A 12846-nucleotide genomic window follows, 5' to 3' on the forward strand; every position below is an offset into this window, starting at 1 on the left:
AAGGTCCGGTTGTGACCTTGGCATGTCCTGGCGGAAGCGCAACGCTGCAGGAGTGCATGACGGAAGCCGCCTCGCCCTCGCGAGAGGTGCCGGCCTTTCGAATAATCCCTCATTCGTGGTGAATTGCTTGCCACACTAACCGGTTTGCCCGCATTGCGGGCCGTTGGCATATCGAGGACCCGGCGTGACGATCTATCTGCCCATCGCAGAGTTGTCGGTGAACATACTCATCATTCTCGGTATGGGCGCGGCCGTCGGCTTTCTTTCCGGCATGTTCGGCGTTGGCGGTGGTTTCCTGATCACGCCGCTCCTGATCTTCTACAATATTCCGCCTGTCGTGGCGGTGGCGACCGGCGCCAACCAGGTGGTTGCCTCGTCGATATCCGGCGCGATCACGCATTTTCGGCGCGGCACCATCGATATCAAGCTCGGCACGGTGTTGCTCTGCGGTGGCCTCGTGGGCGCGACGGTCGGCGTCTGGCTGTTTTCGCTGCTGCGCCGCCTCGGCCAGCTCGATCTGGTGATCTCGCTGCTCTACGTCGTGCTGCTCGGCACTGTCGGCGGTCTGATGCTTTGGGAAAGCATCGTCGCCATGCGCAAGGCCGCCAAGAACGAGGCGACGACCCTGCGTCGCCCCGGCCAGCACAATTGGGTGCACGGCCTGCCGTTGAAGATGCGTTTCAAGAAGTCGAAGATCTATCTCAGCGTCATTCCGGTTGCCTTCCTCGGCTTCTGCATCGGTATCCTGACCTCGATCATGGGCGTCGGCGGCGGCTTCATCATGGTGCCGGCAATGATCTATCTCCTGCGCATCCCGACCAACGTCGTCGTCGGCACGTCGCTGTTCCAGATCGTCTTCGTCTCGGCCTATACGGTCATCGTCCAGGCGTCGACCAACTATACCGTCGATATCGTACTCGCCTTCGTCCTGATGATCGCCGGCGTCATCGGCGCGCAATACGGCGTGCGCGTCGGCCAGAAGCTGCGCGGCGAACAATTGCGAGCGCTCTTGGCGTTGCTCGTCCTTGCCGTCGGCATTCGTCTGGCGATCGAGCTCGTCATTCCGCCGAAGGATATCTATTCGGTCGTATCAGCGGGGCTCGGCTTCTGATGATCCGGTTCGCGCGCACAGCTCTCGCCCTTCTGGCACTCGCCGTCGCCGCTCCGACCCATGCGGCACTGCAGGACGAGAACGCCGATTTCACCGAGAAGCTGGAGATCGGCATCTCCACCGACGAGATTGCCATCACCTCGGATTTCCGCGGCGCGGATCTGACGATCTTCGGCGCCGTCGATGGTTTCGACCAGGGACTGCTGGCCCAGGGCAGGTACAACATCATCGTGTCCCTCGAAGGCCCCAAGGACAATGCGACGGTGCGCAAGAAGGAGCGCGTCTTCGGCATCTGGGTAAACACGCGGTCGATGACCTTCGAGCTGGTGCCGGAATCCTATTCGCTGTCGAGCACGCGCGACATCGAAACGATCGCGCCGCCCGGCGAGATGGGCAATATGGGCATCGGCGTCGACCACATGCGGCTGGTGCCGCTCGGCTTCGTCGGCGATGGCAGCAATCTCGGCGAGTTCCGCAACGCCTTTCGCCGCATCCGCGAAACGAGCGGCGTCTACGAGCGCGATCCCGGCGGCGTGCAGTTCATCAGCGCGAGCCTGTTCAAGGCGTCGGTGCGCCTGCCGGCGAACGTGCCGAACGGCGTCCACGTGGTACGCGCCTACCTATTTCGCGACGGTGTCTTCGTCGCCGCCAAGGCGCTGCCGTTGCGTGTCGTCAAGACTGGCCTGGAACAGTTCATTACCCAGGCAGCGCATCAGCAACCGCTCTTCTACGGTCTCGTCGCCGTGCTGCTCGCAGTCATCACCGGCTGGGGTGCCAGCGTGATCTTCCGCAAGGAATAGTTGGGCTAGGAGCTACCCTGCGTTTTCTTTTGCCCGGTGTGCGTTTAAAGAAAGGGCAGCAGGATGCTGTAGGGATAAAATACCCAGGCATCTCGAACATGTTGATCTGAACACGCCGCGCCGAACGCGCGCTGAAGTTCGAGAAGGCGATGCTTGCGCTGGTAGCGGCAAGCGACGCCACACAGACAGAGGAAGCTCGATGAAACCGATTTTTGTCCAGTTGCAGTGCGCTCCCGGCAAGACCTACGAGGTCGCTGACGAGATCTACCGCAAGGAAATCGTTTCGGAAATGTACTCGACCAGCGGCGACTACGACCTGATCATCAAGGTCTACATCGAGGAAGGCCAGGACATCGGCAAGTTCATCAACGACAACATTGCCACGGTGCCGGGCATCTCGCGCTCGTTGACGACGCTGACCTTCAACGCGTTCTGATCACGGGGTCGGCGGTGTGCGGACGGAACCGCACGCCTTCCCCAAGCGTCAGGCAATCAGATTGGCAAACCGGACCGAATAGATCCGGTCGCGACCAAGCATGTGGGCGACCAGCTTGCTGCGGTCGAAGAGCCCGGTCATGGCGCGGTGCCGGAGATCGAGCCCGCCGGTCGTGACCCCGAAGGCGGGCATCAGCATGCGCGTGCCATCCGTCGCAAAGCAGGCGCGGCGCACGGCCCTTTCGCGTCTCACCACCGTTGCCGCCGGATGCAGATGCCCGGCGATTTCGCCAACGGCATCGCCGCGCTTGGGCTCGTGCCGGAAGGCAAGACCCGCATGGTTGAGCTCGTCCATCGAGGCGCCCGGGAGCCCGAACGCGCCATCCGGATCGTGATTGCCGTTGATCCAGACCCACTCGCGCCCGAGCGCCATCGCCGCGATCATGTGCCGGAAGGCGTCCGGCATCACGGCCGAACCGACACGATCGTGAAAATTGTCGCCGAGGCTGATGACGAGTTTCGGGTCGTGGCGCACGATCGCCGCCTCCAGCACGCGCAGCGTCGCAAGCGTGTCATAGGGCGGCAAAAGCATGCCGCGGCGGGCGAACGCCGAACCCTTTTCCAGATGCAGGTCGGAAACCACGAGCGTGCCGGTCTCGGGCAGGTAGAGACTGCCGAGCGGATCGCAGATCGCGACGACGCCGTTCACGATCGTCTGGGCGTGGAGGAGGGGGGCAGTCGTCTGAGCTGATAGGGCGTGGGCGAGGCGGTGCATGGTCACGATCCCGCACGCGACTGACTGTCGAGACGGAAGTGACCGGCCCAATTCGTTAGACTGCTCGTTCTCAAAGCCATTTTCCTATCAATCCACATCCAGACCGCCCATCGCCTCGTTGATCAGGTCGTCGGCGGCCTCCGAAAGCAGGAAGTCCTGCGCTTCGCCCTGGATCATTTCCTTGCCGATCTCCAGCATCACAGGCACCGCCAGCGGCGAGATCCGGTCGAGACGCCTGTGGGTGATGTGGCCCTTGATTCGCTTCAGCATATCCCCGAGCCGAGCGATGTCCAAAAGCCCCGTTGCCGCATCGTTGCGGGTCGCTTCGAGCAGCAGGTGATCCGGCTCGTGCGCGTGCAATACGTCGTATATGAGGTCGGCCGAGACCGTCACCTGCCGACCGGTCTTCTCCTTGCCGGGGTGACGCTGGTCGATGAGGCCGGCGATGACGGCGCAGTTGCGGAAGGTGCGTTTCAGAAGAAAGGACTCGTTCAGCCAGGCTTCGAGGTCATCGCCGAGCATGTCTTCGTCGAACAGCTCGGCAAGCGCGCCGCGCTTGAGCTTGAAGGTGGCGCCGAGGTCGTCGAGCGCCCAGACCGCCAGCGAGTAATCCGTCGCGGCGAAGCCGAGCGGCTTCAAGCCGGCGCGGTCGAGCCTGCGGGTGAGCAGCATGCCGAGCGTCTGGTGCGCCAGTCGTCCCTCGAAGGCATAGATGACCATGTAGTGGCGGCTGCCGCGCGGGAAGGTCTCGATCAGAAGCTCGTCCTCGCGCGGCAACATCGAGACGTCTTTCTGTAGCGAGAGCCAGTCGCGCACCTGTTCCGGTAGTGCCGCCCTGCGCGCCGGATCGGCGAGCATCCTGCGAACCTGCTGTGCCAGATAGGTCGAGAGCGGAAACTTGCCGCCGGCATAGCTCGGCACCTTCGGGTCAAAGGTAAAGGCCTGGCTGACGAGGCATTCGTTCTCGCGAATGCCCTCGAAGCGCAGCACCTTGCCGGAGAACATGAAGGTGTCGCCCTGGGACAGCATTTCGAGGAAATACTCCTCGACCTTGCCGAGTGACATGCCGCCGCGACCGAGCGAGCCGCGCTGGTTGCGTTTGACCATGCGCACGTTCAGCATCGGCGACTCGACGATGGTGCCGACATTCAGGCGGTATTGTTGCGCCACCAGCGGATTGGAGACGCGGTAGAGCCCGTCCTTGGTCTTGCGGATCCGGGCGTAGCGCTCATAGGTCTTCAGCGCATAACCGCCGGTCGCGACGAAATCGATCACCCGCTCGAAGGTCTCCCAGGCGAGCGTCCTATAGGGCGAGGCACTGGTGATCTCGTCGTAAAGCGACAGCGGGTCGAAAGGCGCGGCACAGGCCATGCCGAGCACGTGCTGGGCGAGCACGTCGAGCGCGCCCTTGCCGACCGGCGGCGTGTCCTGCTCGCCGATATAGTTGGCGTCGAGCGCCGCCTGGCATTCCATCACCTCGAAGCGGTTGGCCGGCACAAGGATCGCCTTCGAGGGTTCATCCATGCGGTGGTTGGCGCGGCCGATGCGCTGGGCGAGGCGGCTCGCGCCTTTCGGCGCACCGACATGCACGACGAGATCGACGTCGCCCCAGTCGATGCCGAGGTCGAGCGTCGATGTGGCGACGACGGCGCGCAGCCGGTTCTCGGCCATCGCCGCCTCGACCTTGCGGCGCTGGGTGACATCGAGCGAACCGTGATGCAGCGCGATCGGCAGATTGTCGTCGTTGATCGTCCAGAGTTCTTGGAAGAGCAACTCCGCCTGGCTGCGGGTGTTGACGAAGAGCAGGGTGGTGCCGTGCTCCTTGATCGCGGCGTAGACATCGGCAATGGCGTAGCGCGCCGAGTGCCCGGCCCAGGGCACGTGCTCTTCCGTCTTGAGGATGGAGATCTGCGGCTTGGCGCCGCCTTCGACAAGCACGAGCCCTGCATGGTTGTTCATGTCCGGCTCCTGTGGCGCCAGCCAGCGCTGCAGGTCCATGGGATCGGAAACCGTTGCCGAGAGCCCGATCGTCTGCAGCCGCGGCGCCAACCGGCGAAGCCGCGCGAGGCCGAGGGAGAGCAGATGGCCGCGCTTCGAGGTGACGAGCGAGTGCAGCTCGTCGAAGACGACGTAGCGCAGGTCTTTGAAGAAGCGCGTCGCCTCGCCATTGGCAAGCAGCAGCGCCAGCTGTTCCGGCGTCGTCAGCAATATGTCGGGTGGATTGAGCTTCTGTCGCTGCCGCTTGGCGGTGGGCGTGTCGCCGGTGCGGTTTTCGATGCGAACCGGCAGGCCCATTTCGCCGACCGGTTTCATCAGGTTGCGCTCGATATCGACGGCAAGCGCCTTCAAAGGCGAAATGTAGAGCGTATGGATGCCGACGAAGGCGGAGCCGGGCGGGATCTTGCCGCGGCGGGTGAGATCGACCAGCGAAGGCAGGAAGCCGGCAAGCGTCTTGCCGGCACCTGTCGGTGCGATCAGCAGCGTGCTGTCCCCCGCCTCGGCGCGTGCCAGGAGCTCAAGCTGGTGGGCGCGCGGCCGCCAGCCCTTCTCGCCGAACCAGCGCAGAAAGGGGGCGGGCAAGGTCAAGGCATCACCTTGCGGTTCTCTGGAATCGATCCTGTTCACGGAGAACAAAGGTAGATCAAATCTGCCAAAAGAGAAGCCCGGAAGACCTGCCGCCGGGCGGCACATTGACTCCTGTTCGAAATTGGATCGCCGTCGGCTTCTGCTCTCCGCATCCGGTCGACGCACCGGGAAAGGGTCGCCTGAGACAGCCCAGCAATCGTTTCCGCGTGACGACTGGACTGATCTAGAGTGCGATGTAACGATCGGCGCGGTGGTTGATGGCCACAAACAGGTTGAGCACGACCGCGCCGAGCACCGACCAGGTGACCACCGTGGGCGTCGTCACCCCAAAGGCGGCGACGAGCACGACCATGTCGATCGCAAGCTGCACGAGGCCGGCGCGAATGCCGAAGCGCTCCTGCAGGTAGATGCCGAGAATGCCGACGCCGCCAAGGCTGGCGCGGTGGCGATAGAGCGCGAGCAAGCCATAACCGAGCAGCAGGCCGCCAAGCAGCGCTGCCCAGGCCGGCTGGATCGTGCCGATCTGGAAGAGGCGCGATTGGATGTCGGTCAGGAACGAGGTCACGCCGATGGCGATGAAGGTCTTGACGGTGAAGGCCGGGCCGAGCCGCTTCAGCGACAGATAGAAGAACGGCAGGTTGAGCAGGAAGAAGGCAAGACCGAAATTGATGCCGAACGCATAGTGCAGCAGGAAGGCGACGCCCGCCGTGCTGCCGGTGAGCAGGCCGGCACTTGCGAGAAAATAGAGGCCGAGCGCGGCGATCAGGCTGCCGGTGAAGATGCCCTGCAGGTCCTCGACCGCCGTATGCCGGGTCGGGCTGGTGTTCCAGATACCGAAAACGCTGCTGATCTGAGCCATGGCAAAACCTCGATTGCGATGGCCGCAGCAATGCTGCAACGCACAACAATATTCAAGAAAAATATGTCAGTATTGCTGACTTATTTTTGCGACTCTGCCTTGCGTTTTATGCAGGCTTGCGCGCCAGGAACAGGATGCCGAAAACCGGTTCGCCGGCATCCATGCGTATGACGGTACGCTCGATGGCCAGCAGCTTCAGCCCGTGCGCGGTGCAGAGACCGCGAATATAGGCTTCGCTATGGGCGTAGCGCAGCGAGGGGCGCAGCAGAAATTCCACGCCATCGCCCGCATCCTCGACGGAAAAGGCGAAGTAGCCATCGGCGGCCAGCAGACGGAGCGCGATGTCGAAGACACTGTCGAGATTGCCGAGATACATGAGCACATCGGCGGCGCTGACGAGATCGGCGCGGGCGGACGCGAAGTTGCCGAAGATGCCGGAAGCTTCCGGCGGGAGCGAAAGATCGGCGCGTGCCAGCCGATCGTAGGTGGATTTCGCCTCGGCCTTGGCGAGCATGTTGATGGAGATGTCGAAACCTTCAAGGAATTGCGCCTGATCCCGGATGCGTTCGCCGAAGAGGCCGGTGCCGCAGCCGAGATCCGTCACATGCTCGAAGATGAGGCCCCCGGTGTGGCTTTGGATCAGCGCGGCGAGCTTTTGCGGCACCGTGTAGCCGAGCTTTTCCACCAGCGCCTGGTCGAAGCGATCGGCATAGTCGTCGAACAGGCGCTCGACATAGAGGCTCGGCGGCTGTTCGGGCACCGCGGCGGCACCGAGAAGCGCCAGCTTCAGGCCGGCGCCGAAGATGTCCTGAGGGCTCAGCGCCAGGGTTTTTCTGAGCGCGTCGATCGCCGCCTCTTTCCGGCCCGATTTTTCCTCATAGTCCGCGAGCCGAAACCAGCCGGCTGCCCAGTCCGGCGCCCGTTCCAGCGCCTGTGCCATGAGTTCGGCAGCACTTCCGGGCTCGCCGCCTTCGGCAAGCATTTTTGCGTAGTCGGCGCGGCGGTCGGCGATCAGGTCGCCGGAGGAGAGCTGGTTGAGCGTCATCAATGTGAGATATCGGTTGCGATCAGCGCTTCTGACGCCGGATGCTGCAAAACACAAGCGGAATCTGGCTGAAACCGAGAGCTTGGGCGCTGTGCAAGGTCTGGCCGACTTGCGACGCTGCCGATCGCGGCTTATGTGAAGACAAACAGGAGAAGTTCGCGGATGTCGGACGGAATGAACAGATTTTTGGGTGACTCGCCGCTGCGCGTGCTGGTCAAGCTCGTCGTGGTGTCGATCCTCGTCGGCTTCGTCATGACCGTCTTCGGCTGGTATCCGACCGATATCTATTTCGCGGTCCGCAACTTCCTGCTCGACCTCTGGTACACCGGCTTTGCCGCACTTGGCCGGGTGGGCGACTATCTGCTGCTCGGTGCGGCGATCGTCGTTCCGGCCTTCGTGATCCTGCGTGTTCTGAGCTACCGGCGCTGATGTTGCAGGACCGGTTTCTCTTGATCGAACGCCGCGGCCTGCTGCGTGCAACCGCCATCCTCTCGCTCGGCGCGCTTGCCGGTTGCACGACGTCCCAACTGCTGACGCCCGATAGTGGCACTGGCAGCGACCAGACCGAGGCGAGCCTCGGCTACGTCAACAAGCTGCGCAAGGGCAAGGGGCTGACGGAGCTCGTGGCGGACCACGCGGCCTCGGTCGCCGCGATGAACCAGGCCGCCCGCATGGCCAAGGTCGGCAAGATGCAGCATCTGATCGGTTGGAACGACAGTTTCTACGACCGGATGAAGGGCCAGGGCGTGACGCTTCCGGCAGCCGAAAACATCGCCATGGGCCAGGACGACGCCGAACGCGCCTATGATGCCTGGTACAAGTCACCCAAGCATCTGGAAAACATGCTCGGCAACTATCGCGGTCTCGGCGTTGCCGTCGCCCAGAACGCCGCCTCCAACAATCGCCCGTTCTGGGCGATGGTGCTGTCGGCCTGATCCGGCTTAGCAGCCGATCCCTTTAGACCTTTGCCCCTCATCCCCCTGCCGGGACCCTCTCCCCGCCTGCGGGGAGAGGGCTAGGGTGAGGGGCTTTGGCAGGCACAGACTTAGATACGCACTCATCGCCGCTGAACAGCGCATGGTCCCTTGCATCCTCCCATGCACTTTCCCTAAAACGGTCGTCACTCACCCATAACGCCCGGACCGTTCGATGACCGCCTCTCCCGCCTCGCCGAACGATCCCGCCGGCGCCTTTCACGTCACCCATCGGCTGATCCTGGCGATTGCGCTGCCGATGACGCTCGGCTTCCTGACGACGCCCTTGCTGGGTCTGGTCGATACGGCTGTTATCGGCCGCATGGGGCAGGCGACGCTGCTCGCGGGGCTCGCGATCGGCGCCATCATGTTCGACCTGATCTTTACCACCTTCAATTTCCTGCGCGCCGCCACGACCGGCCTCGTTGCTCAGGCCTACGGCCGTGGTGACAGACGTGAGCAGCAGGCGGTGTTCTGGCGGTCGCTTACGATCGCGCTTGTCTGCGGCACGGTCAGCGTTCTCATTTCGCCTCTTCTGTTATCCGGCGGCCTCTGGCTGATGGGACCTGAGCCGGAGGTGGCGGCCGTCACCAGCACCTACTTTCTCTGTCGTATCATTTCGGCACCGGCAGCCCTTGCGAACTACGCCATCCTCGGCTTCGTGCTTGGCCGCGGCGAAGGCACCATCGGTCTGATGCTGCAGACGCTGATCAATGGCATCAACATCGTGCTGTCGATCCTGCTCGGTCTCGTCCTTGGCTGGGGCGTGATGGGGGTCGCGCTTGCCACCGTCACCGGCGAGGTGATCGGGGCGCTTGCCGGCTTTGCGATCGTCTATGGCCGTTTCGACCGCAAGGATGCGCCGGGCTGGTCGCTGATCTTCGATCGCGAGCGATTGAAGCCGCTCTTCGGCCTCAACCGCGACATCATGATCCGCTCCTTCGTGCTGCTCGCTGCCTTCACGCTGATGACGCGCATCGGCACGGCCTTTGGGCCGGTGACGCTTGCGGCAAACGCGGTGTTGATGACAATCTTCCTGGTCGCCGGCTACTATCTCGACGGCCTCGCCAACGCCGCCGAGCAATTGATCGGCCGTTCGATCGGTGCCCGCTACCAGCCAGCCTTCGATCGCGCGCTACGCCTGACGGCCGCCTGGTCGCTGGGGCTCGCCTTGGTCACCACCGTCGTCCTTCTGCTCTTCGGCGATCGGCTCATCAATCTGTTGACGACGGCCGCCGATGTCCGCGCGGCCGCTTACGAGTATCTGCCCTGGGCGGCTGTCACCGCGACCACCGGCGCTCTCGCCTTTCTGATGGATGGCGTCTTCATCGGCGCCACCTGGTCGCGCGAGATGCGCAACATGATGGTCGCGGCCTTTGTCGGCTACGCGGCGGTGCTGGCTGTGCTCGTGCCCGTCTTCGGCAATCACGGGCTTTGGGCCGGCCTCAATCTTTTCCTGCTGCTGCGCGGCCTGTTCCTGCTTTCGAGAATTCCCTCGAAGGCGCGTCAGACCTTCCGGCCGGCCCAGTAGTCGAGGCGGCTGTCTCTGATATCGCGGATCGAGCTGAGCCGCTCACGGTCGCAGAGATCGGAAAGGCCACGCACGATGCGGCCGGGGAGCGCAGGGCCCTCATAGACCATGCAGGAATAGAGCTGGACCAGATCGGCGCCGGCGCGGATTTTTTCTGCCGCGGTCTCGGCCGAACTGACGCCACCGACACCGATGATCGGCAGATTTGGTCCGACGCGCTTGCGCATGCGGGCAAGTACCGCCGTCGACTTCTCGAAGAGCGGCTTGCCGGAGAGGCCGCCAGCTTCCTTCGCCTGGTTCTGGTCCTTCAAGCCTTCGCGCGAAAGCGTCGTGTTGGAGACGATCAGGCCGTCGAGATTGTGGGCGAGAACTTCGGCTGCGATGTCGTCCATGCCCTCTTCCGTCAGATCGGGCGCGATCTTGAGGAACACCGGAACGTACCGGTTGCTACGGCGGGCTTCCTCGTCGCGAGCGGCGAGCACGGCGGACAGCAGGGCGGCGAGGCTCTCGCGCGCCTGCAGGTCGCGCAGGCCCGGCGTGTTCGGCGAGGAGATGTTGGCGGTGAAATAACGGGCGACCGAATAGAAGGCGTGAATGCCGTTCACATAGTCGGCAACGCGGTCGGCACTGTCCTTGTTGGCGCCGATATTGACGCCGATCAGCGCAGCGCGCGAGCAGGCCTTGAGCCGCGCCAGCGCCGCGCCATGACCCTCGTTGTTGAAGCCGAGGCGGTTGATGACGGCCTCGTCCTCGACCAGCCGGAAAATGCGCGGCTTGTCGTTGCCGGACTGCGGTTTCGGCGTGACGGTGCCGATTTCGGTGAAACCAAAACCGATCTTCAGGAGCGCTTCCGGCACCTCGGCGTTCTTGTCATAGCCGGCCGCCATGCCGATCGGGTTTGGGAACTCGATGCCGGCGACCGTCTGGGAAAGCCGCTTGTCGGCCTTGGAAGGACAGCTGGGCACGAGCCCGGTCTTCAGCGCCTTGATCGACAGGCCGTGCGCGGCCTCAGGATCGAACAGGAAGAGGCCGCGGCGGGCGAGATTGGTAAGCGGATTCATGCGTCAAGTTCCGGGAAGATATGCGAGCCATCGGCGCCAAGCGGCAGGGGCTTTTCCCAGACCACGGCGGAGAGGAAGAGGGGTGCATAGAGATGCGGGAAGAGGGCGCCGCCGCGCGAGGGTTCGTAGACCAGTTCCACGCCGAGCGCGTCGCCGTCGACGGCGACCAAAAGCAGGCCTTCCTGTCCCTCGAAATGCCGCGCTGCCGTCTCCACGGCCTGTTCGGCGGTGGAGAAATGGATGAAGCCGTCAGCAAGGTCGACGGGTGCGCCGTCGAAGCGTCCGCTGCGCTTGGCTTCCTGCCACAGCGAGGCCGGAACGATCTTGTAGATGATGGAACCCATTGTGCCCGTCTGCCCCCGTAATCTTCTGTCGTGGCCTTGCCGCAAATATCAGCGATTGTCCATCGCAGAAGGACGTCGATTCGCGCATAATCCTTGGTGAAGATCGATTTCGCTCTTCCCGTTCATGTGCCGGGCGTCATCTGGCAAGGACCGCAACGGAGAGGACGTCATGAGAAAAGCTACAGTCGCACTTCTGATCGGAGCCGGCCTGGCATTCGCCGGCATCGCCTCGGCGCAGGATCCGGCGCCCGGCCGCTACAGCATGCAGAAATCCGAGACCGGCATTGCCCGGCTCGACACGCAAACCGGCGAAGTGTCGCTCTGCCAGGAAAGGAGCGGCGAGCTCGTCTGCCGCATGGCAGCCGACGAACGCTCCGCGCTCGAGCTGGAGATCGAGCTTTTGACCAAACGGGTAGAGACCTTGGAAAAGGCCGTTAAATCCGGTGAAAGCGTCGCGAAACCGAACCTTCCGACCGACGAAGAGATTGACCGGACAATGGGCATCATGGAAAGAATGATGCGTAAGTTCATGGATATCGTGAAGGATCTCGAAGGCAGCGACCCCGCGACGGAGCCGCAGAAGACCTGAGACGCCGGAACGGCCATGCGGGATGCGGATCGGCGCGTGGAGGCGCGCAGGTCGCAGACCGGGCTCTTGGGAGGGAGCGACATGACGCCGGACATGACCATCATCATCGCGGACGATCACCCGCTGTTTCGTGGCGCCATGCGCCAGGCCCTGAGCGGGATGGACGGCGCGCCCGCCATCGTCGAGGCAGCTGATTTCGCCGCCGCGCGCAAGACTGCAGCCGATTACCCGGATGCCGATCTCCTTCTTCTGGACCTGACCATGCCTGGCGTCAGCGGCCTTTCCGGCCTGATTGCACTTCGGGCCGAGTTTCCGAGCCTGCCGGTCATGGTGGTTTCCGCCCATGACGATCCGGCGACGATCCACCGCGCGCTCGACCTCGGCGCGTCCGGCTTCCTCTCAAAGTCGGCCGGTATCGAAGAGATCCGCGAGGGCATCGAGAAGGTCATGGCTGGCGAGGTCTTCGTGCCGGCGGGTTATGACCAGGCGCAGGAATACGAACCGGAAGTCGCCGATCTGCTCCAGCGGCTCCAGACGCTGACGCCGCAACAATCACGCGTCCTCAGCATGCTGGGCGAAGGCCTGCTCAACAAGCAGATCGCCTATGAGCTCGGCGTCTCCGAGGCGACCATCAAGGCGCATGTCTCGGCGATCCTGTTGAAGCTCAATGTCGACAGCCGCACCCAGGCAGTGATCCAGCTTTCGAAGATCGGCACCGTCGCCGCCGCCTGAGGCG

Annotated in this window: 14 protein-coding genes; 8 read left to right on the forward strand and 6 right to left on the reverse strand. The window is 63.4% G+C overall.

The features are described 5' to 3' along the window. The first annotated feature begins 184 nt into the window (after nucleotides 1–184). The 3 genes from ACN9MO_RS00875 to ACN9MO_RS00885 all read left to right on the forward strand — a co-directional run bounded on the left by ACN9MO_RS00875 (nucleotide 185) and on the right by ACN9MO_RS00885 (nucleotide 2347). Nucleotides 185–1111, forward strand: coding sequence for a sulfite exporter TauE/SafE family protein (locus ACN9MO_RS00875; protein ID WP_057248126.1), 927 nt, complete (start codon nucleotides 185–187; stop codon nucleotides 1109–1111). After that, nucleotides 1111–1911 (forward strand): TIGR02186 family protein, encoded by an 801-nt coding sequence (locus ACN9MO_RS00880; protein WP_057248127.1) that lies wholly within the window; start codon nucleotides 1111–1113, stop codon nucleotides 1909–1911. The genes ACN9MO_RS00875 and ACN9MO_RS00880 overlap by 1 nt, the downstream gene beginning before the upstream one ends. Before the next feature lie 199 nt (nucleotides 1912–2110). Then, nucleotides 2111–2347: an Lrp/AsnC ligand binding domain-containing protein gene (locus tag ACN9MO_RS00885; protein ID WP_034797129.1), complete on the forward strand. Its 237-nt coding sequence runs from the start codon at nucleotides 2111–2113 to the stop codon at nucleotides 2345–2347. A gap of 48 nt (nucleotides 2348–2395) precedes the next feature. Here the strand turns inward: ACN9MO_RS00885 and pdeM are convergent, their stop codons facing one another. The 4 genes from pdeM to ACN9MO_RS00905 all read right to left on the reverse strand — a co-directional run bounded on the left by pdeM (nucleotide 2396) and on the right by ACN9MO_RS00905 (nucleotide 7611). Further along, nucleotides 2396–3121: a ligase-associated DNA damage response endonuclease PdeM gene (pdeM, locus tag ACN9MO_RS00890; protein ID WP_162733563.1), complete on the reverse strand. Its 726-nt coding sequence runs from the start codon at nucleotides 3119–3121 to the stop codon at nucleotides 2396–2398. An 87-nt stretch (nucleotides 3122–3208) separates the two neighbouring features. Then, a complete protein-coding gene (locus tag ACN9MO_RS00895) occupies nucleotides 3209–5755 on the reverse strand; it encodes a ligase-associated DNA damage response DEXH box helicase (protein ID WP_425986190.1) in 2547 nt (848 codons plus the stop codon). 175 nt (nucleotides 5756–5930) lie between these two features. Beyond that, complete coding sequence (locus tag ACN9MO_RS00900) at nucleotides 5931–6566, reverse strand: YitT family protein (protein ID WP_113132102.1); 636 nt, start codon at nucleotides 6564–6566, stop codon at nucleotides 5931–5933. Nucleotides 6567–6672: 106 nt separating this feature from the next. Then, on the reverse strand, nucleotides 6673–7611 hold the full coding sequence (locus ACN9MO_RS00905; RefSeq protein ID WP_058329040.1) for a methyltransferase: 939 nt from the start codon (nucleotides 7609–7611) through the stop codon (nucleotides 6673–6675). Between the two features lie 162 nt (nucleotides 7612–7773). On the opposite strand from ACN9MO_RS00905, the gene ACN9MO_RS00910 reads away from it, so the two are divergent. The 3 genes from ACN9MO_RS00910 (at nucleotide 7774) to ACN9MO_RS00920 (ending at nucleotide 10116) form a co-directional block, all read left to right on the forward strand. Further along, nucleotides 7774–8040 (forward strand): DUF6460 domain-containing protein, encoded by a 267-nt coding sequence (locus ACN9MO_RS00910; protein ID WP_113132103.1) that lies wholly within the window; start codon nucleotides 7774–7776, stop codon nucleotides 8038–8040. Continuing rightward, complete coding sequence (locus ACN9MO_RS00915; protein WP_113132104.1) at nucleotides 8040–8546, forward strand: CAP domain-containing protein; 507 nt, start codon at nucleotides 8040–8042, stop codon at nucleotides 8544–8546. Before ACN9MO_RS00910 ends, ACN9MO_RS00915 begins: the two co-directional genes overlap by 1 nt. 214 nt (nucleotides 8547–8760) lie before the next feature. Further along, nucleotides 8761–10116, forward strand: a complete 1356-nt coding sequence (locus ACN9MO_RS00920; protein WP_113132105.1) for an MATE family efflux transporter — start codon at nucleotides 8761–8763, stop codon at nucleotides 10114–10116. Here ACN9MO_RS00920 and ACN9MO_RS00925 read toward each other — a convergent pair. After that, nucleotides 10092–11177, reverse strand: coding sequence for a quinone-dependent dihydroorotate dehydrogenase (locus ACN9MO_RS00925; RefSeq protein ID WP_113132106.1), 1086 nt, complete (start codon nucleotides 11175–11177; stop codon nucleotides 10092–10094). The genes ACN9MO_RS00920 and ACN9MO_RS00925 overlap by 25 nt on opposite strands. Continuing rightward, the gene (locus ACN9MO_RS00930) at nucleotides 11174–11521 is read right to left on the reverse strand and encodes a DUF952 domain-containing protein (RefSeq protein ID WP_058323584.1); all 348 of its coding nucleotides are present in this window, start codon (nucleotides 11519–11521) and stop codon (nucleotides 11174–11176) included. Before ACN9MO_RS00930 ends, ACN9MO_RS00925 begins: the two co-directional genes overlap by 4 nt. A 169-nt stretch (nucleotides 11522–11690) precedes the next feature. Here ACN9MO_RS00930 and ACN9MO_RS00935 point away from each other — a divergent pair, with 169 nt between their 5' ends. Together ACN9MO_RS00935 and ACN9MO_RS00940 are read left to right on the forward strand one after the other, a co-directional pair. Then, nucleotides 11691–12110: a hypothetical protein gene (locus ACN9MO_RS00935; RefSeq protein ID WP_057248135.1), complete on the forward strand. Its 420-nt coding sequence runs from the start codon at nucleotides 11691–11693 to the stop codon at nucleotides 12108–12110. A gap of 81 nt (nucleotides 12111–12191) precedes the next feature. Next, entirely contained in the window at nucleotides 12192–12842 is a 651-nt protein-coding gene (locus ACN9MO_RS00940) for a response regulator (RefSeq protein ID WP_058323583.1), read from the forward strand. Nucleotides 12843–12846: the final 4 nt, after the last annotated feature.

This window comes from Ensifer sp. R-19 (assembly GCF_049905105.1).
GTDB lineage: Bacteria > Pseudomonadota > Alphaproteobacteria > Rhizobiales > Rhizobiaceae > Ensifer.

What these genes read in the sequence shown, in the direction of transcription:
- ACN9MO_RS00880 (WP_057248127.1), top strand. Translation starts at nt 1,111, where the DNA reads ATGATCCGGTTCGCGCGCACAGCTCTCGCCCTTCTGGCACTCGCCGTC.
- ACN9MO_RS00885 (WP_034797129.1), top strand. Translation starts at nt 2,111, where the DNA reads ATGAAACCGATTTTTGTCCAGTTGCAGTGCGCTCCCGGCAAGACCTAC.
- pdeM (WP_162733563.1), bottom strand. Translation starts at nt 3,121, where the DNA reads ATGCACCGCCTCGCCCACGCCCTATCAGCTCAGACGACTGCCCCCCTC.
- ACN9MO_RS00900 (WP_113132102.1), bottom strand. Translation starts at nt 6,566, where the DNA reads ATGGCTCAGATCAGCAGCGTTTTCGGTATCTGGAACACCAGCCCGACC.
- ACN9MO_RS00905 (WP_058329040.1), bottom strand. Translation starts at nt 7,611, where the DNA reads ATGACGCTCAACCAGCTCTCCTCCGGCGACCTGATCGCCGACCGCCGC.
- ACN9MO_RS00910 (WP_113132103.1), top strand. Translation starts at nt 7,774, where the DNA reads ATGTCGGACGGAATGAACAGATTTTTGGGTGACTCGCCGCTGCGCGTG.
- ACN9MO_RS00915 (WP_113132104.1), top strand. Translation starts at nt 8,040, where the DNA reads ATGTTGCAGGACCGGTTTCTCTTGATCGAACGCCGCGGCCTGCTGCGT.
- ACN9MO_RS00920 (WP_113132105.1), top strand. Translation starts at nt 8,761, where the DNA reads ATGACCGCCTCTCCCGCCTCGCCGAACGATCCCGCCGGCGCCTTTCAC.
- ACN9MO_RS00925 (WP_113132106.1), bottom strand. Translation starts at nt 11,177, where the DNA reads ATGAATCCGCTTACCAATCTCGCCCGCCGCGGCCTCTTCCTGTTCGAT.
- ACN9MO_RS00930 (WP_058323584.1), bottom strand. Translation starts at nt 11,521, where the DNA reads ATGGGTTCCATCATCTACAAGATCGTTCCGGCCTCGCTGTGGCAGGAA.
- ACN9MO_RS00935 (WP_057248135.1), top strand. Translation starts at nt 11,691, where the DNA reads ATGAGAAAAGCTACAGTCGCACTTCTGATCGGAGCCGGCCTGGCATTC.
- ACN9MO_RS00940 (WP_058323583.1), top strand. Translation starts at nt 12,192, where the DNA reads ATGACGCCGGACATGACCATCATCATCGCGGACGATCACCCGCTGTTT.